Source organism: Streptomyces ossamyceticus, from assembly GCF_001418475.1.
In the GTDB taxonomy this organism is placed as follows: domain Bacteria; phylum Actinomycetota; class Actinomycetes; order Streptomycetales; family Streptomycetaceae; genus Streptomyces; species Streptomyces ossamyceticus.
In genome coordinates, this window is sequence record NZ_LIQX01000407.1 from 1 (window position 1) to 18,913 (window position 18,913).

General features: G+C 73.8%; 10 protein-coding genes and 4 pseudogenes. 11 read left to right on the forward strand and 3 right to left on the reverse strand.

Features of this window, described 5'->3' with window-relative positions:
- Positions 1-350: 350 nt before the first annotated feature.
- The 4 genes and pseudogenes from AOK15_RS27415 (at position 351) to AOK15_RS27430 (ending at position 5,457) form a co-directional block, all read left to right on the forward strand.
- Complete coding sequence (locus AOK15_RS27415) at positions 351-884, forward strand: (2Fe-2S)-binding protein (protein ID WP_055521038.1); 534 nt, start codon at positions 351-353, stop codon at positions 882-884.
- A 12-nt stretch (positions 885-896) separates the two neighbouring features.
- Positions 897-1,877: pseudogene (locus AOK15_RS27420) on the forward strand (FAD binding domain-containing protein).
- Positions 1,874-4,122, forward strand: a pseudogene (locus AOK15_RS27425) (xanthine dehydrogenase family protein molybdopterin-binding subunit). Before AOK15_RS27420 ends, AOK15_RS27425 begins: the two co-directional pseudogenes overlap by 4 nt.
- Positions 4,123-4,311: 189 nt before the next feature.
- A complete protein-coding gene (locus tag AOK15_RS27430; protein ID WP_055521039.1) occupies positions 4,312-5,457 on the forward strand; it encodes an XdhC family protein in 1,146 nt (381 codons plus the stop codon).
- Positions 5,458-5,553: 96 nt separating this feature from the next.
- Here AOK15_RS27430 and AOK15_RS27435 read toward each other — a convergent pair.
- Positions 5,554-6,439, reverse strand: a pseudogene (locus tag AOK15_RS27435) (helix-turn-helix domain-containing protein).
- A gap of 114 nt (positions 6,440-6,553) precedes the next feature.
- Between AOK15_RS27435 and AOK15_RS27440 the strand changes: the two are divergent.
- Entirely contained in the window at positions 6,554-7,177 is a 624-nt protein-coding gene (locus tag AOK15_RS27440; protein WP_240508614.1) for a TetR/AcrR family transcriptional regulator, read from the forward strand.
- 7 nt (positions 7,178-7,184) lie between these two features.
- On the opposite strand, the gene AOK15_RS27445 is transcribed toward AOK15_RS27440, so the two are convergent.
- Positions 7,185-7,574, reverse strand: coding sequence for a DUF4333 domain-containing protein (locus AOK15_RS27445; protein WP_055521041.1), 390 nt, complete (start codon positions 7,572-7,574; stop codon positions 7,185-7,187).
- Between the two features lie 237 nt (positions 7,575-7,811).
- Here AOK15_RS27445 and AOK15_RS27450 point away from each other — a divergent pair, with 237 nt between their 5' ends.
- Positions 7,812-8,975, forward strand: a complete 1,164-nt coding sequence (locus AOK15_RS27450; protein WP_055521042.1) for a sensor histidine kinase — start codon at positions 7,812-7,814, stop codon at positions 8,973-8,975.
- A gap of 97 nt (positions 8,976-9,072) precedes the next feature.
- On the opposite strand, the gene AOK15_RS27455 is transcribed toward AOK15_RS27450, so the two are convergent.
- Positions 9,073-9,978 carry a glycoside hydrolase family 16 protein gene (locus tag AOK15_RS27455; RefSeq protein WP_055521043.1) on the reverse strand — a complete coding sequence of 302 codons (906 nt, stop codon included), beginning with the start codon at positions 9,976-9,978 and terminating at the stop codon, positions 9,073-9,075.
- A gap of 260 nt (positions 9,979-10,238) precedes the next feature.
- On the opposite strand from AOK15_RS27455, the gene AOK15_RS27460 reads away from it, so the two are divergent.
- The 5 genes and pseudogenes from AOK15_RS27460 to AOK15_RS27480 form a co-directional block, all read left to right on the forward strand.
- Positions 10,239-12,629, forward strand: coding sequence for a SpoIIE family protein phosphatase (locus AOK15_RS27460; RefSeq protein WP_055521044.1), 2,391 nt, complete (start codon positions 10,239-10,241; stop codon positions 12,627-12,629).
- Positions 12,630-12,741: 112 nt separating this feature from the next.
- Complete coding sequence (locus tag AOK15_RS27465) at positions 12,742-14,319, forward strand: AMP-binding protein (protein WP_055521045.1); 1,578 nt, start codon at positions 12,742-12,744, stop codon at positions 14,317-14,319.
- A gap of 97 nt (positions 14,320-14,416) precedes the next feature.
- A complete protein-coding gene (locus tag AOK15_RS27470; RefSeq protein WP_240508615.1) occupies positions 14,417-15,613 on the forward strand; it encodes a YihY/virulence factor BrkB family protein in 1,197 nt (398 codons plus the stop codon).
- A 993-nt stretch (positions 15,614-16,606) separates the two neighbouring features.
- Positions 16,607-17,488: a cyclase family protein gene (locus tag AOK15_RS27475; RefSeq protein ID WP_055521047.1), complete on the forward strand. Its 882-nt coding sequence runs from the start codon at positions 16,607-16,609 to the stop codon at positions 17,486-17,488.
- A gap of 181 nt (positions 17,489-17,669) precedes the next feature.
- Positions 17,670-18,683: pseudogene (locus tag AOK15_RS27480) on the forward strand (sigma-54-dependent transcriptional regulator family protein); the annotation flags it as partial.
- Positions 18,684-18,913: the final 230 nt, after the last annotated feature.

An 18,913-nucleotide genomic window follows, 5' to 3' on the forward strand; every position in this document is an offset into this window, starting at 1 on the left:
CCGGCCCGCGCGGGCCGGCGGCTTGGGCGGGCCGGCGGCTCGTGTGCCACCCGCCAACGCTGCCGCCGACCTGCGCCGACCTCGACCTTCGCCGGCTCCGGCTCGTGCCGACTTCGGCTCGTGCCGACTTCGGCTCGTGCCGACACAGACACCCGCCGACCCCGGCCCGTGCGCCGCCGCCACCTCCGCCTTCCGTCGACCGAGAGAGTGGGCATGTCCACCGAACCCCCCACACCAGCCCCTTCCCTTCCCGAGAGCCCTCCCGAGAGCCCTTCCGACGGCTCGCCCGCCCCCTCCCGGCACGTACCTTCATCGCGTCCAGCACCACCGCGGCCGTCGGCGCCGCCGTCGTGGTGGGCGGCCTGTACGCGGGGCCACCCGTCAGGGGTGCAGAGGCCGCGGGTGACGGCGGGGCGGCGCCCGGCAGCCGTGTCTCCGTCACCGTCAACGGCGACCGGCACACCGTCACGATCGACAACCGGACCTCACTGCTGGACCTGTTGCGCGAACACCTCGGCCTGACCGGCTCCAAGAAGGGCTGCGACGCCGGTGCCTGCGGCGCCTGCACCGTGCTGGTCGACGGCCGCAGGGTCAACTCCTGTCTGACCCTGGCGGTCGGACTCGACGGCACCGAGGTCACCACCGTCGAGGGCCTCGCCCGGGGCGACGAACTCCACCCGCTCCAGCAGGCGTTCATCGACCAGGACGCCTTCCAGTGCGGCTACTGCACCCCCGGCCAGATCATGTCCGGCGTCGCCTGCGTCCAGGAAGGCCGCACCGGCTCCCCGGAGGAGATCCGGGAGTGGATGAGCGGCAACATCTGCCGCTGCGGCTGCTACGTGAAGATCGTGCGGGCGGTCGAGCAGGCCGCGCACGGGAAATGAGGCACGGTCCCCATGCACCCCTTCGTCTACACCAAGGCCTCCGACACCCGGCAGGCCCTCGCCGCGGGCCGGGACGGCGGCCGTTACCTCGCGGGCGGGACCACGCTCGTCGACCTGATGCGTGAGACCGTCGAACGCCCCCGCACCCTCGTCGACATCAGCGCCCTGCCCCTGCGCGAGGTCACGGTCACCGGACGCGGGGGCCTGCGCGTCGGCGCGCTGGTCCGGATGGCCGAGGCCGCCGCCCACCCGAAGGTGCGCGCTCTCCACCCGGTCATGTCCCAGGCACTCGAACTGAGCGCGTCCGCGCAACTGCGCAACATGGCCACCATCGGCGGCAACATCATGCAGCGCACCCGCTGTGCGTACTTCCGTGATGTCACCGCCGACTGCAACAAGCGCGACCCGGGCTCCGGATGCGCAGCCCTGCACGGGCACCACCGCGCCCACGCCATCCTCGGCACCTCCGACTCCTGCGTGGCCACCCACCCCTCCGACGTCGCCGTGGCCTTCGCGGCGCTGGAGGCGACGGTTCACCTGCTCGGCCCGACGGGGGAGCGGGCCGTGCCCTTCACCGACTTCCTGCTCCGGCCCGGCAGTACCCCGCACCGTGAACAGGCTCTGAGGCAGGGTGAGTTGATCACGTCGGTCGAGATACCGGCCTACCCTCGACCGCTCAGGTCCGGATATCTGAAGGTGCGCGACCGCCAGTCCTACGAGTTCGCGCTCACCTCGGCGGCCGTCGCCCTCCACATCCGAGGCGGGGTGATCCGGGAGGCGAAGGTCGCCGCCGGGGGAGTGGGCACCGTGCCGTGGAAGCTGCCCGCCGTCGAGCGGCACCTCATCGGGCAGCGTCCGTCCCCCGCCCTGTGAGCGCGGGCTGCCCGGCACGCCGCCGACGGGGCCCGGCCGCTCCGACACAACCGCTTCAAGGTCGAGTTGCTGCGACGGACCGTCGAACGGCAACTGCGCGTCGTAGGAGGGGGCGAATGAGCTCGCAGCCGCAGGCAGCCGTCGGAGCGCCGCTGTCCCGGGTGGACGGGCGGCTGAAGGTCACCGGCCGGGCCCGGTACGCGGCCGACGTCCCCCGCGCCCGGACCTCCGCGTCCGAGGACACCCCCGTCGTGGGGGACGTCGTCCACGCGGTCGTCGTCGACAGCCGGGTCGCCCGGGGCCGTATCACCGGCATCGACACCCGCGCCGCCGACGCCCTGCCCGGCGTCCTCGGCGTCATCAGCCACCTCGACGGACTCGAACTGGCCTACCGCGACAACCAGGGGGCATGGCTGGACCCCGCCGTCGGGGAACGGTTGCACGTCCTCCAGGACGACCGGGTCCGCTTCTTCGGCCAGCCCGTCGCCGTGGTCGTCGCCCGCACCCTGGAGACCACCCGGCACGCGGCGGACCTCGTGAGGATCTCCTACGACGCCGAGCGGCCCTCGACCGACCTGACGGCGCCCGGAACCCCCGAGAACGACCCCCTGCCCCAGCAGAACTACACGCGCGGCGACCCAGAGAAGGCGCTGGCCTCGGCGGAGGTCACGCTGGACCGCACCTACCGGCTCGCCCGCAACCACCACAACGCGATGGAACCGCACGCCACCGTCGCCCGCTGGGACGGCGACCGGCTCACCGTCTGGGACAAGACCCAGTGGGTGCTCGGCGCGCAGGCCGAACTCGCCGCCGTCCTCGGGATCCCGACGGAGAATGTCCGTGTCATCTCCCCGTTCGTCGGCGGCGCGTTCGGCAACGCGCTGCGCACCTGGCCGCACACCACCCTCGCGGCCCTCGCGGCCCGCACGTTCCGCCGCCCGGTCAAGCTCGTCCTCACCCGCGAACAGCTGTACTACGGGGTGGGGTTCCGCCCCGCCTACGAGTACAGGCTGCGGCTGGGCAGCACCCGCGGCGGTCGGCTGACCGCGATGGACCACCGGGTGCGGGCCGAGACGTCGAGGTACGAGCACTTCACCGAGGGCGTCATGGTCCCCGGGCAGATGCACTACGCCACGCCCCATGTGCGCCAGACGTACCGGACGGTGCCGCTCGACGTGAACACGCCGACGTTCATGCGGGGGCCCGGCTATTCCACCGCCGTGTTCGCCATCGAGTCGGCGCTGGACGAACTCGCCCACGACATCGGCGTCGACCCGGTCGAACTGCGGCTGCGCAACGAACCGGATGAGGACCCGTCCAACGGGCTGCCGTTCTCCACCCGGCGACTGCGCGAATGCCTGCGGACCGGCGCCCGCGAGTTCGGCTGGCACCGGCGCGACCCGAGGCCCCGCTCCCGACGAGAGGGCGACCGGCTCATCGGCATGGGCATGGCCAGCGGCGTCTACGACACGCTCCGTATGCGGTCACAGGCCCGCGTCAGGCTGGACGCCGACGGCACCGCCCTCGTCCAGGCGGCGACCAGCGACATGGCCCCGGCACCTACACCTCCATGACCCAGCTCGCCGCCGACGCCCTGGGGCTGACCCTGCGCGCCGTCCGCTTCGAACTCGGCGACTCCACCTTCCCGCCGACCCCGCCGCACGGCGGCTCGCAGACCATGGCCGGCGTCGGGTCCGCCGTCCAGGACGGCTGCGACAATCTGCGGCGGCAGGCGATCGCACTCGCTGTCGCGGACGAGCGATCACCGCTGCACGGTGTCGACGCCGCCGACGTCGTGGTGCGCGGAGGCCGGCTGCACCTGGCCGCCGACCCCGCGCGCGGCGAGACCTACCGGCGGCTCCTGGCCCGCAACGGCCGTACGCACCTGGAGGTGACCGGGACGTTCGCCCCGAGCGGGGACGACCGGTACTCCATGTACGCCTACGGCGCGGTGTTCGCGGAGGTGGCCGTCGACCGGCGGCTCGGCCTGGTGCGGATACGGAGGATGCTCGGCGTCTACGACGTCGGACGGATCATCAGCCCCAAGCTCGCCGACAGCCAGGCCCTCGGCGGCATGGTCGGCGGCATCGGCGGGGCCCTGCTGGAGCACACGGTCACCGACCACCGCGACGGCCGGATCCTCAACGCCGGTCTCGCCGACTACCTCGTGCCCGTCAACGCCGACATCCCGGACCTGCGGGCGGTCTACCTCGACGGGGAAGACGCCCACGCCGATCCGATCGGTGTGAAGGGCCTCGGGGAGATCGTGGCGATCGGTGTGGGACCGGCCGTCGCCAACGCGGTCTTCCACGCCACCGGGCGGCGGATCCGTGAACTCCCCATCACCGTCGAGGCCCTCCTCTGACCGGGGGACGCCTCTGACCGGGGGACGCCTCTGACCGAGGGGCGCCTCTTCGGACCCCGGGCGGCAACGGGCCCCTCCACCTCCCCCCGAAGGAGCCCGTAACGACCCGGTCCGCCCGCCGCCGCGCACGACTTCCCCCCTCCGGCGCGGCGGCGGGCCTCCCCGATCACTTCCACAAGGACACACCCCATGCTGAACATCGCGGACACGCTGTACCGCTGGTGCCGCGAGGCCCGCCCCTTCGCCCTCGCCACCGTCGTCGAGGTCGGCGGCAGCGCACCCCTCCCACCGGGCACCTCTCTCGCCGTGGACGCCGACGGCGACGTGGTCGGCAGCATCTCCGGAGGATGCGTGGAGGGCTCCGTCTACGAGCTGTGCCGGCAGGTGCTGGAGCCGGGCGAACCCCCGCAGCGGGCCCGGTTCGGATACTCCGACGACGACGCCTTCGCCGTCGGCCTGACCTGCGGCGGTGAGCTGGAGGTCCTGGTGCGGCGGGTCGACCCCGCCGACGAGCCCCACCTCGCGACGGCCTTGGGCGAGGCGGTGGCGGGCCGCTCCGTCGCCGTCGCGCAGATCGTGGACGGCCCGGAGGACCTCCTCGGCCGCACCCTGTCCGTCCTCGCGGGCGGCCAGGCCCACGGAACCCTGGGCGGCATCCGCGAGGACCGGGCGGTCGCGGCCCAGGCCTCGGCCCTGCTGCGGGCGGGCCGCACCGATCGCGTCGACGTCGGGGGAGACGCCGACACCTGCCCCGACCCCCTGTCCGTCCTGGTCCACACCCATGCCACCCGGCCCCGCATGCTGATCTTCGGCGCCGTGGACTTCGCGAGCGCGCTGTGCCGGGCCGGATCGTTCCTCGGGTACCACGTGACCGTCTGCGACGCCCGCCCCGTGTTCGCCACCCGCGCCCGCTTCCCGCACGCCGACGAGGTCGTCGTCGCATGGCCGCACCACTACCTCGCCACAGCCGACGTGGATGCCCGCACCGCGGTGTGCCTCCTCACCCACGACACCAGGTTCGACATCCCGCTGCTCCGCCTGGCCCTGGACCTGCCTCTCGGCTACGTCGGGGCGATGGGTTCCCGCCGCACCCATGAGCGACGGCTGGAACTGCTGCGCGAGGCAGGTGTCCCCGAGGAGCGGCTGGCCCGCCTGCGCTCCCCGATCGGCCTCGACCTCGGTGGCCGTACTCCCGAGGAGACGGCCGTGTCCATCACCGCCGAGATCGTCGCCCGCGCCCACCACGGCACCGGCATGCCGCTTTCCCGCCTCCCCGGTCCCATCCACCACCCCACGCATGTGACCCTGCCGCCGCCCGCCCCGGCGGCCGCGTGACCACTCGGCGGGTCGCAAGGGGACCGGTCCGAGAAGGGACCCTTCCGTAAGTGGGCCTCTCCAAGAAGAGGGACGCTCAGCGCGCTAGAGGGACGCTCAGCGCGGGGCCGTCAGCGGGTCGGCGAGCAGGCGGAGCGCCTCCTCGGACGGTGAGTCCGGCTCGGCGTGGTACGCGATCAGCCGCATGGGGTCGCCGCCGGGCAGGACCATGGGTTCGCGCACGAGGTCGAACTCCCCCACCAGCGGATGCCGCATCCGCACCGAGTCGCCGATGCTTCCGCAGCTCACCTCGTGCCGGGCCCAGCACCGCCGGAACTCCTCGCTCCGCAGGGACAGTTCATGGATCAGTGAGGCGAGGTACGGGTCGTCGGGGCTCTTGCCCGCGTTGATGCGCAGGACGCCGGCGATTCTCAGGGCCGTGTCGTCGGGGTCGGCGAACCGGGCGCGCGTCTCCGGTGACAGGAAGATCAGCCGGGCCGTGTTGCGCGTCTCGGGGGGCAGTGCCGGACCAGTCCCCGAAGACCGTGGCGGCGAGCCTGTTCCACCCCAGGATGTCCAGGCGCCGGCTGACCACGTAGGCGGGCACACCGAGCGCGTCGAGCAGGTTCTGGACGCCGGGCCGGAGCCGAGGCGGCGCGGGCACCTCCCGTGCCTGGACCCGGCGGCCGGGCTGGGCCAGCCGCACCAGGTGGTCGCGCTCCTCCTCGGTCAGGCGCAGGGCGCGGGCGACGGCGTCCAGCACCTCCGCCGACATGGACTCGCCGTAGCCCTGCTCCAGACGGGCGTAGTAGGCGTACGACACCCCCGCCAGCTGCGCCAGCTCCTCGCGGCGCAGACCGGGGACCCTGCGGCGGCCGTGGGACAGCAGGCCCACGTCGGCCGGCCTCAGCCGGGCTCTGCGGGAACGCAGGAACTCCCTCAGCTCGGTACGCCGGTCGAGACCCGGCGTCACTTCCGCACCGGGCGCCACAGACAAAGACATCTCTGTCCCTCAGGTTCGAACGGGCCTCGCAGATGCCGAGCAGCGTACAACAATGATTCGGCGACTCATATAGAGACTCAGTCTCATGATGAGCCTCTGTTGTACTCTGCGCGCATGACCGAAGCCGCTCGCACGTCCGCGCAGCCCGCAGCCAAACCCCCCGGTCTGCGGGAGCGGATGCGCGCGGCGGTGCGCGCGGAAGTGGTGGAGGCGGCCCACCGCCTCTTCAGCGAGCGGGGGTTCGACGGGACGACCGTCGACCAGATCGCCGCCGAGGTGGGCGTCTCGCGGGCCACCCTCTTCCGATACTTCGGCACCAAGGAGGACATCGTCCTCGGTCGCCTGGAGGACTCCGGACGGCTGATCGCGGAGGAACTCGCCGGCCGGCCCGACGACGAGCGGCCCTGGGAGGCGCTGCGCCGGGCGTTCGACGTCGTCATGCGCATGAACGCCCAGCACCCCGATCAGGCACTCGGATACCTCCGCATGCTCAACGAGACGCCGTCGCTGCGCGCCCGGCACTTCGAGAAGCAGCTGCACTGGCAGGAACTGATGGTCCCGGAGATCGCCCGACGCCTGGGAGCCGGGCCCGACGACGCCCGGGACCCCCGGCCGAGGGCCCTGGTCGCGGCCGCGCTGGCCTGCCTGGACACGGCCGCGACCGGCTGGGTGTCCTGTGACGGCGAGGTCCCGCTGCCGGTGATGCTCGACCGGGCGATGGCCGCCCTCGGCGCGTAGCGCGCCGTCAGCGTTCGAACAACCAGGTCACCCGCGGCCTGTCCGGGTCTCCCTCGACGCGGAGCACCCGGACGGGGATCGCGACCCGCTCACCGTCCGACCGCGCCGTGCACATCCCGGTCGCGCCGACCACCGCCTTCAGCGGGGCCGAGCAGGAGACGTCGTGGATGCTCCTGCCGACCCACGGGAGCGGGTGGTACCACCCCTGGATGCGGGCCTCCAGGACGAAGCGGTCCACCGCCGGGCGGCCGTCCACCTCCACCCGAGGGCCCCGGGCGGTCGGGTCGACCGTCGTGTGCTGCTCGTTCCTGGCGGCGAGCAGCCAGGTGGCGACACCGGCCACCGTCACCACGGTGACCACGCCACCGACGGTTCCGGCGAGGAAACCGCGCTGCATCTCATGACTCCTGGTCGAGGACGGTCGGGCATCAGACGGGTCGGGCACAGGCGAGTCGGGCATCGGACGGGTCGGGCATCGGACAGATCGGGCATCGAGCGAGGGTGGGCCCACTCTCGCCCGCGGACACGGCCGCGCGCCTCGGCCGATCGGCCGGGATCCGCGACCGGTGCGGCGTCGGTGTCCCGGCCGATCGGCCGATCCTGCCGGTGCCCGGCCGGACATACGGTGACCCTCATGAGATCCACTTCCGCCCAGGGGTGCGTCCGGGGTTTCGCCCTGGGCGCGTCCCTGGCGGTGTCCCTCGTCGACCTGGCCTACGCGAACAGCACCGGCTCCGGCATGGGGCCGGTCGCCGTCGTACTGGCCGCCGGGCTCGCCGCCCTGCTCTGGCCGGCCGGGCGACGGCCGCCGTGGTTCACGGTACCGCTGCGCACGAGCGTGCCCGCCGCGCTCTCCCTGCTGTACGGCGTCGACGCGGTACTGGCCCACCGCACGGAGCCGTTCGGCCCCTGCGAGCCGGTCGTCCTGCTGTGCCTGCTGTTCCTCGCCGTACGCCATGCGCGGCCGCGGTGGGCCCTGGTGTGCGGGACGCTCGACGGGGTGGCGCTGCTCGCCGTGCCGGCGCGCTTCTTCGGCCCCGCGCTGGGGGACGCCCTGGCGCTGCTGGTGGTCGGGCTCGCCCTGATCGGGCTCGTCGCCGGAGTCGCCGCCTATCTGCGCTCCGTGGACCACCGCCGTACCGCCGCGGTCGGCGAGACCCGCCGCGCCGAACGGCTCGCCATCGCCGCCGACCTCCACGACTTCGTCGCCCACCACGTCACCGGGATCCTCGTGCAGACGCAGATGGCCCGCATGATGGCGGCCTCGCGGCCCGCCGGGCTGGACCCCGTCCTGGAGGGCATCGAAGGCGCGGCGACGCAGGCGCTGGCGTCGATGCGCCGCACGGTCGGTGTCCTGCGCGCGCCGGAGGAGACCGAGGCGGCCCAGCGCCGCCCGGTGGGCGATCTCGCGGGCCTCGTCGGACTGGTCGACGGCTTCGGCGGCCCGGCGCAGAAGGCCACGCTGCTGCGTGATCCGTCCGTGACCGACGACCTGCCCCACGAGGTGCAGGCGGCCGCCTTCCGGGTGGTCCAGGAGGCCCTGACCAATGTGCGGCGGCATGCCGCCGACGCCGAGCGGATCACCGTCGCGCTGCGCCAGCGGGGCGACCGGCTGGAGGTGTCGGTCGCCGACGACGGCCGGGGCGGCACCCAGCTGCCGGAGGACGCACGCGGCGGGGGCTTCGGACTGGTCGGCCTGAACGAACGGGTGACCGCGCTGGGCGGCGAACTGTACGCAGGCCCACGCGTCGGCCGCGGCTGGGAGACCCGGGCCCTCCTCCCGGTACGCACGCCCTGACCCGCGCGGGCCGGCGGCCACGGAGGCACGCGGCGCCGGGCGCGGCCAGCTCGGGCGCGCGGAGGCCGACGCTCGACGGCATCGGCCGCGGGCCGGTCTACTCCCAGTCGTACGCGTAGGCCGCGACCCAGGTGATGTCGAGCTGGGCGCTGCTGCCGGGGGCGGCGCCGGGGCCCCGCAGGGCGCTCTCGTTCTGGAGCACCCACGACAGGGGCCGGTCCGGCACCTGCCGCGTGTCGTGCCCGACCAGCCTGCCGTCGACGAAGAACCGCACCTCGCCGGGCGTCCACTCCGTGGACACGGTGTGCCACTGCGTCCAGTCGTCGGCCCCCGGGAAGTAGCCCTGCTCGCCACCCCCGCACGGATGATGGAAAGCGGTGAGGTCGTCCGTCCACTCGCCCTCGGGATGGTTCATCTCGCAGCCGCCCCCGTAGTGGAGCCAGGCGGACTTGTAGCCCGGAGCGAGCGCGGTGACCTTGATGCGGGCGCTGTACTTGCCGTACCTCATCTGCATGACGGCACGCGGTACCACCGCGGCGGCGTGCACGGGACCTCCGTCGGTGGGTCGCCACATCCGGATGAACATCCGCCCGTCGCCGTTCTCCGCAGGACCCACGCTCACGGTGTCCTCCGGGTGGTAGACGCCGACGACCTCCCGGCCCCGTTCTCCGGCCGTGTCGGGCCAGCCCGTCGGATAGGCCCACCAGTTGTCGCGGTACGCGCCGGTCAGGCCCCCGCAGTACGCGGCGGACGTGTCGACCTCGTGCGCGCAGTCGTCGAACGACCCCAGCGGCACCCGGTCACCGTTGAAGTCCTCCGCGAGGACCTGCCAGAACGGCCCGCAGTCCCCGAGCGGCAACGCGGTGCCCGTGGTGCGGCAGGCGTCCGCCGCCACGGGCGCCCCCTCGGCCCGGGGGACACCGAGGAGGACGGCCAGGAGCAGGAGAACCGTCGGCGCCCACAGCGCGCGTCCGCCACGACCCGGTGCCGCATGAGCCCCCATCGCGGACCCCCTCCCCGTCCGGGCGGATGTCGACCGCCACGACGCACGGCAGGATGTGTCGCGCGAGGGGGCATCCTCGCCGGGCGACCGGTGGGACGCCACCCCCGGAACCGGACGCCTTGCGGACCGTGGTGCTCCGCGGTCGCGCGCCGTGGGGAGTGCCCGGCGCACAATGAACCCGGGAAGCAGTGCGAGCAGTCGATCTCACGGAGCCGCCCACGGCGGCTCCGGTCGTCGAGAGGTCGTGGAGAGAAGGAACGATGGGCGAGCACGGTGTCGCCTCGGCCGCGGTGGACGCCCGGGGGGTGATCGTCGCGTGGAGCACCGGCGCCCGTGACCTGCTCGGCTACGGGCCCGAGGACGTCCTCGGCCGACCGGCCGCCGAGCTGCTGACCGGCCCCCTTCCCGCCCCGGCCCGGCGCCGTCTCAACCGGCGGACCGAATGGCACGGCCCCGTCGACGCCCGGCACCGGGACGGCCACCGGGTGGAGCTGGAACTGGTTGCCCACCCCCTGACGGACGCGGCGGGGGAGGCCCGGTGGTTCCTGACGGCCACGGTGCCGGAACCCGTGGCCCGGCTGCGGGGCTGGGCCCTGGACCAGCTGCCCGTACCGATCGCTCTGTTCGACCAGGACGGGCTCGCCGTCGCCACGAACTCCGCCATGGAGGACGTGATGGGCCGGCCGGAGAAGGACCTGCTCGGCCGCCGGGTGGGGGAGTCCGTCGACGGCAGGCGCAAGCTGCCCGGCTTCGAAGGGCTCGACGCCGCGGTGCAGCGCGTCCTGCGCACGGGCGAGCCGGTGCCGTACGAGGCCTGGCTGCGCGCGCCCGGCGAGGCCCGCGAGCACGCCTGGCTGGTGTCGCTCAGCCCGCTGAAGGACGACGCAGGCGCGGTGCGCGGCATGTGCCTGGTGGCGCTCGACAGCACCGAGCAGTTCCTGGCCCGCCGCCGCCTCACCATGGTCAACGAGTCCGGCGGCCGGATCGGCTCCACCCTCGACGTGGCGCGCACCGCGGAGGAACTCGCGGAGGTGTGCACCGACTACTTCGCCGACTTCGTCATGGTGGACCTGCTCGACTCGGTGCTGGCCGGTGAGGAGGCGCCCCTCCTGCCCGGCGCCGGCCCCCTGCTGTTCCGCCGCACCGCCCAGCGGTCCGTGCTGGAGGGCTGCCCCGAAGCCGTCATCCCCGTCGGCAGCCGGCACACCTACGACGAGGACTCACCGCCGGGCCGGGCCCTGACCAGCGGCCGCGCCCTGCTGTACGACGTCGACGACAGCACCCGGCGGCTCTGGGCCGCGGACACGCCCGCGCGGGACCGCAGCATCGACGCCCACGGCATCCACTCGCTGATGGCGGTGCCGCTGCGGGCCCGCGGCGTCACGCTCGGCCTGTCGCTCCTCGCCCGCCACCGCACCCCGGACCCCTTCACCGAGGACGACCTGCTGCTCGCCGAGGAGCTGGCCGCCCGCGCCGCCGTATGCGTCGACAACGCCCGCCGCTACACCCGCGAGCACGCCATCGCGCTCGGACTCCAGCGCAGCCTGCTGCGCCATCACGCGCCCCGGCAGGCCGCCGTGGAGATCGCCTCCCGCTACCAGCCGGCCAGCTCCCGGGCCGGGATCGGCGGCGACTGGTTCGACGTGATCGCGCTGTCCGGGGCGCGTGTGGCGCTCGTCGTCGGCGACGTCGTGGGCCACGGGGTGCAGGCCTCGGCGACCATGGGGCGGCTGCGGACCGCCGTCCGCACCCTGGCCGACGTGGACCTCGCCCCGGACGAGCTGCTCACCCAGCTCGACGACATCGTCCTGCGCCTGGACACCGAGACGGCGGCGGACGGCGACGACGACGCCGACAGCCCCGGCGAGATCGGCGCGACCTGCCTGTACGCCGTCTACGACCCCACCACGCAGCAGTGCACGATGGCCCGCGCCGGCCATCCGCCGCCCGCCCTGGTCGCCCCGGACGGCGAGGTGGAGTTCCTCGACCTGCCGACCGGGCCGCCGCTGGGCGTGGGCGGCCTGCCGTTCGAGACGGCGGAGTTCGACCTCGCCGAGGGCAGCGTGCTCGCCCTGTACACGGACGGCCTCGTCCAGACCGTCGGCCACGACATGGACGACGGGCTCACCCTGCTGCGGGAGGCCCTCGGCGGCAAGAACCGGCCCCTGGAGGAGACCTGCGACGGCGTCCTGCGCGGCCTGCTGACGGACCGGCCCGCGGACGACGTCGCCCTGCTCCTGGCCCGCACCCACGGCCTGGCCGCCGACCAGGTCGCCACCTGGGACGTCCCCGCCGACCCCACGTTCGTCGCCCGGGCCCGCAAGCTGGCCTGCGACCAGCTCGCCGCCTGGCAGCTGCACGACCTCTCCTTCGTCACCGAACTGATCGTCAGCGAACTGGTCACCAACGCCATCCGCTACGGCGACGCCCCCGTACAGCTGCGGCTGATCCGCGACGCCACCCTCATCTGCGAGGTGTCGGACTCCAGCAGCACCGCCCCGCACATGCGCCGGGCCCGCGCCTTCGACGAGGGCGGCCGCGGCCTCCTCCTGGTCGCCCAGCTCAGCCGGCGCTGGGGCAGCCGCCACACCCGCACCGGCAAGACCATCTGGGCCGAACAGACCCTGCCGGACGAGACGACGGTCCGGTAGGGCCGCACCGTCCGGTTTCACCGGGGGCCACCCGGTGGGACGGTGGGACGACAAGGAGTTCTCCGGAGCGTTCGGCGAAGCCGGTACGACAGCCAGCGAAGGAGCCGCCGCCATGGCCGCCGTCGACATCAGCCCCGCAGCGGCTCTGCACCGCAGAGCGAAGTACCCCACCCCGACCGCCCTGCGCTACGAGGGCCAGGAGTTCTCCGCCGCCCGGCTCAGCCGGACGGCGGTCGAGCTGGCCGCGGGACTCGCCGAGCAGGGGCTGCGCCGCGGCGACCGGATCGCCTACCTGGGCCTGAACAGCGCCGCCTTCTTCCACACCCTCTTCGCCGCAGCCCACCTCGGCGCCGTCTTCATCCCCGTCAACTTCCGGCTCGTCGCCGAGGAGGTCCGCGACATCCTCGTCGACAGCGGGGCCCACACCCTGGTCGTCGAGGACGGGCACCGCACGCTCGTCGAGTCGATCGCCGACGACCTCCCGGCCCGCCGTCGCGTCCTGGTCGACACCGACCCCGCCTGCCCGGCCCCGGCGACGCCTCCGGCCGGATGGACCCCGCTGTCGCTGCTGCTCGGCCCCGGCCGCGCCGAACGGCCACCGGTGCCCCTGCACGAGGACGACCTCGGTGTGCTGATGTACACCTCGGGCACCACCGGCCGCCCCAAGGGCGTCATGCTCACCCACGGCAACATCTGGTGGAACGCGGTGAACGTCGACAGCATGGTCGACACGCGCTCCGACGACGTGAACCTGGCCGGCGCCCCCCTCTTCCACATCGGCGGCCTCAACGCCCTCACCCTGCGGACCCTGCTGCGCGGCGGCACCGTCGTCGTACGCCGCGCCTTCGACCCCGCGCAGTGCCTGGACGACCTCGTACGCCACCGGGTCACCGGTCTCTTCGCGGTGCCCGCCATGTACGCCGCCCTCGCCCGCGAGCCGGGCTTCGCCGAGGCCGATCTGAGCGCGCTGCGGTCCCCGATCGTCGCGGGCGCACCCGTGCCGCCGCGGCTCATCCACGACTGGGCCGAGCGCGATGTCCTCCTCCAGCAGGCGTGGGGGCTCACCGAGACGGCCCCCTTCGCCACGTATCTGCCCGCCGCGCTGACCCGTGAGAAGACCGGCTCCGCCGGCGCGCCCATGCCGTACACCGAGATCCGCGTCGTCGACCCGGTCACCGGGGACGGGGTCGACGAGGCCGACACCCGCGGCGAGATCTGCGTCCGCGGCCCCAACGTCACGCCGGGCTACTGGGACAACCCCGAGGCGACCGCCGCCGCCTTCGACGACGCCGGCTGGTTCCACTCCGGGGACATCGCCCACCGTGACAAGGACGGCTTCTACTACATCGTCGACCGCCTCAAGGACATGATCATCAGTGGGGGCGAGAACATCTACCCGGCCGAGGTGGAACGCGTCCTCACCGCCTGCCCCGGTGTCCTGGAGGCGGCCGCCCTCGGGGTGCCCGACCCCACCTGGGGCGAGACCGTCCTCGCCGTCCTCACCTGCGCGCCCGGCGCGGAACCCACGCTGGAGGAGGTCCGGGTGTTCGCCGGCCGCCACCTCGCCGACTACAAGCTCCCCACCCGGCTCCTGCTCCTCGACCGACTCCCGCGCAACGCCAGCGGCAAGCTGGCCAAGGCCGAACTGCGCCGCATGGTCGCGTCCCGGCCCGCGACGGACACCCTCTGACCTCAGCCGGGCGACTGACGGGAACCCCGGCACCCGGTGCTCGACATTTCTGCCCAAACAAGCGCATAGGTGCTCGGCGTGCGGATACGCGTGCGGCATGGCGCTGACACGGAAACGGCTCAGAAGGCATGGCGAACACCACGCGCACGACCGCGAGGCCGATGTCGTGGAGGAACGGGGGGACCGGGTGGACCGGCGGGCGCCGGAGGAACGGCCCCTCGGCCCCGAGGGCCGGACGGAGCGAGCGCCCGAGGAGCGGCCCGTCGGCCCGGAGGAGGACGAGCGGTCCATCGGCCCGCCCGAGGACCAGCGGTCCATCGGGCCCGACGAGGACGTGGAGCGGCGGGCGCCGGACCAGCCGACGCAGGTGCTGAGGCGCTCCTGGTCGACGGTGCTGAAGGGGACCCTGAAGGAGTTCAAGGACGACGAACTGACCGACCGGGCCGCCGCCCTGACGTACTACGGGATCCTCTCGCTCTTCCCCGCGCTGCTGGTGCTCGTGTCCCTCCTGGGGCTCACCGGTCGCTCGGCGACCCAGCAGGTGCTGGACAACATCCAGAGCCTCGCCCCGGGTTCGGCGCGGGAGATCCTCCAGGACGCGGTGCGGCAGCTCCAGGGCAACGCCGGGATCGGCTCCGTCATGGCGATCGTCGGTCTGGTGCTGGCGGTGTGGTCGACCTCCGGCTACGTCGCCGCGTTCATCCGCACCGCCAACGCCGTCTACGACATCCCCGAGGGCCGCCCCGTCTGGAAGGTGCTGCCGATCCGGGTCGCCGTGACGGTCGTCCTGCTGGTCCTCGCGGTGATCAGCGCGCTGATCGTCGTGTTCACCGGGGCCCTGGCCCGTGAGGTGGGCTCGGCGCTGGGCATGGGCGACACGGCCCTGACGGTGTGGTCGATCGCGAAGTGGCCGGTGCTGGTGGCGCTGGTCACCGTCATGATCGCGCTGCTCTACTGGGCGACCCCCAACGCCAAGGTGCGCGGCTTCCGTTGGGTGACTCCCGGCAGCTTCCTGGCACTGCTGATCTGGATGGTCGCCTCGGCCGGGTTCGCGCTGTACGTGGCCAACTTCGGTTCGTACAACAAGACGTACGGCACCCTCGCCGGTGTGATCGTCTTCCTGGTGTGGCTGTGGATCACGAATCTCGCGATCCTTCTCGGCCTGGAGTTCGACGCGGAGCTGGCGCGACAGCGGGCCGTCGCCGGAGGCCATCCGGTCGACGAGGAGCCGTACGTCCAGCCGCGCGACACACGGAAGTGGACCGACGAGGACCGACGACGGCTTCGCACCTGAGCCCCCGCGCCGCCCATGAGCGCCGGGTCACCGGCGCCGGGCGGCAGGGACGGGAGAACGCCGCCCGCGAGAGTGATGGCGGAACTGCGCGCCGCGGACCGACGGTCGGCCCCGCCGGGTCGTCGACTCGGGCCGGCGTCGGCGCGGGGAGTGCTGCCCGCGGTCGCGGAGGCGGCCGAACACACGAAGGCGTGGTGGGCCGTGGCGGTGATGCCGACGGCCACGGGAGGGCGCGGCCGGTGGCCGCGTCGGTGCCGCCCCAGCCGCCGCCCGTCGTGACCGGCGTGGCGGGAATGACGACGGTGCTGCTCCTGGCGAACCTGGTCACGAAGAGGCTGTACCGGCGCCGCCGCCCGCCCTCGGAGTGGGTCCCGCCGGATGCGCACAGGGCCCGCCCCGAGAGTTCATCCTTCCCCTCCGGGCACGGCCGCAGCCTTCGCCTCGCGGGCGCCGTCGGCTCGGTGCGGCCGCCCGCCCGACGCGACCTGGGGGGCGCTCGCGGTGCCGGTGGATGTCGAACGCGTGCACCGCGCCGCGCACCACCCCTGGGACTGGCGGTCGGCGCCGCGCTCGGTCTGGCCTCGGCGGCCCCAGGGCCCTGGTCCGGGCCGGTCCCCGGCTGTGCTGTGGCGCCGGGTGCTCTGACAGGTGCACGGTGGACGCGTGGAGAGTGCGCGTGACCGTCCGCGGGGAGTGCCGATGAGCCCGACATCCGCCGAGCCCCCGCACCCGGAGCGAGCGGCGGGCCCGGAGCAGGCCGTCGACCCCGAACGGGCGGTCGCCCGTCAGCAGGGGGCCCCTGCGGACCGTGGTCGGGCGACCTGTGCCGAAGACGGCCAGGCGGCCCAAGCCGAACACCCGGAGGCCGCCGGAGCCGAACGTCTTCGGGCGACCCGCACCGATCACGGTCGGGCGGCCCACGTCGAGCAGTCCGGCCCCGACGGCGACGCCGAACCGAACGGTCCCGTCGTCTCCCGGCAGGAGTTCGACCGGATCTTCGAGGCCGTCCGTACCTGGGGGCGCTGGGACCCCGCCGACCGGGGCGCGTGGAACCGGGTGACCGAGGAGCATGTGCGGCGGGCCACCGGGCACGTGCGGTCCGGGCTGGTCGTCCCGATGGCGTTGCCCTGGAACACCCGGCCCGGCCCCGACAACCGCAAGCCCGCCCTGCACCACATGACCGACCTCGGGGACGTGGAGAGCCCGGAGCCCACGACCCACAAGGACTTCCTCGCCGCCGACTACCACGGCAAGGGCGTCACCCATCTGGACGCCCTGTCCCACATCGCCTACCGGGGGCGGCTCTACGACGGCAGGGCGGCCCACGAGTCCGTCGACGCGGCCGGCGCCCGCTTCGGCACGGTGGCCGCGCTCGGCCCCCTCGTCACGACGGGTGTGCTGCTCGACCTCCCCGCCGTCCTCGGCGTCCGCTGGCTGGAGCCGGGCCGAGCCGTACGCGCGAAGGACGTCCTCGCGGCGGAGGAGGCGCTCGGGGTGACGATCGGGGCGGGCGACGCGGTGCTGCTGCGCTCCGGTCAGGTCCGCCGCCGCGCGGAACTCGGTGCCTGGGACCCCGACACCGCGAGCGCCGGGTTCCATGTGGACGCCCTGCCCCTGCTGGCCGAACGCGGTGTCTGCCTGCTCGGCGGTGACGGCGACAGCGACGTACGGCCCTCGCCGGTCCCTGGGGTGCACTCGCCGGTCCACGCCCTGGCCGTGACCGCGATGGGCGTGCCCCTGCTGGACAACCTCGATCTGGAGGCGCTCGCCGCGGCCACCGCGGAGGCGGGGCGGTACACGTTCCTGCTCGTCGTGGCCCCGCTGAACGTCCCCGGCGGCACCGGATCGCCCGTCAACCCGGTCGCGGTCCTGTGATCGGCCCACCCTTGCGGCGCCTGCGGCGCCTGCGACGGCTCCGGCGCCTGCGGCCCCTCAGGCCCGCCCGGCTCCGTGCGCGCTCCCTGGCCGACCGTGACTCGGGTTGCGGATGCCCGTATCCTCGTCAATGCCGGATACTTCCGATAAGCGGGTTATCGAAGGCGCGTGTGAGGCGAGCGTGGTCAGGTCCGACGGCGAGCCGATCCTCACGGGCCGTGCGACACAAGGCACGGGACCCGCGCGTTTTCGTGAGCGTTTTCTCCAGGGCGAACCGGTCGAGACGGGGGTGCGGACGTCGATCCTGCACTCCTGGCGGCGCTCCCGGTCCCTGGGACTGTCGCCGAACCAGTCCGAGCTGCCCTTCAGTGACGACTTCGACCCCGACGGCCGCATCGTCCGCGCGGCGACGCCGGTGCTCGACCGGCTGCAGGCCAGGTTCGCCGGCAGCGCCATGAACATCTCCCTGGCCGACGGGAACGGGACGGTGCTGATGCGCCGGTTCGGCCGGGCGTCGATGGCCCGGAGCCTCCCGGCGATCCAGACGGTGCCGGGGTTCGTCTTCGCCGAGCGGTTCGCCGGCACCAACGGCATCGGCCTCGCCCTGGCGGAACGCCGGCTCATCGGCGTCTACGGCGCCGAGCACTTCGCCGAACGCTCCCAGGGCAGCGCCTGCCGGGCGCTCCCCGTCCGGGACCCGCTGAGCGGCCGTATCGAGGGCGTCCTGTGCTTCGGCTATCCCCGCAGTGCCGAGGACCCGGCGCTGACCCCCGTGATCCGCAAGGCCGCCGCGGCCATCGAACGGCGACTGCTGGCGCAGAGTTCCGCCCGTGAGCGCTCGCTGCTCCAGGCGTACTCGGCGGCCGAGGCCAAGGCCGACAGCGACCTGCACCACAGTGTCCGGATGGACGCCCTGGCCCTCGAACTCCGCCCCGGCGACCGGGCGATCCTCATGGAGAAGGCGGCCGAGCTGATCTCCCGCGCCCAGCGGGCGGCCGTCGACGTGCCCCTGCCCGACGGCCGGCGGATCACCCTCGTGAGCCGCCCCGTGACCAGCGCCTCGGGAGTCGAGGGCATGGCCATCGAGGCCGTCCTCCCCGGCCCCTCCCTGGCGCTCCCGGACATCCCGCGCCAGTTCGAGCAACTCCTCGGCCCCCTCGCCGCGCCCGCTGGGCGCGGGAGATCAGCTCGGCCGCCTTCTCCATGAGGATCGCCCGGTCGCCGGGGCGGAGTTCGAGGGCCAGGGCGTCCATCCGGACACTGTGGTGCAGGTCGCTGTCGGCCTTGGCCTCGGCCGCCGAGTACGCCTGGAGCAGCGAGCGCTCACGGGCGGAACTCTGCGCCAGCAGTCGCCGTTCGATGGCCGCGGCGGCCTTGCGGATCACGGGGGTCAGCGCCGGGTCCTCGGCGCGGCGGGGAGAGCCG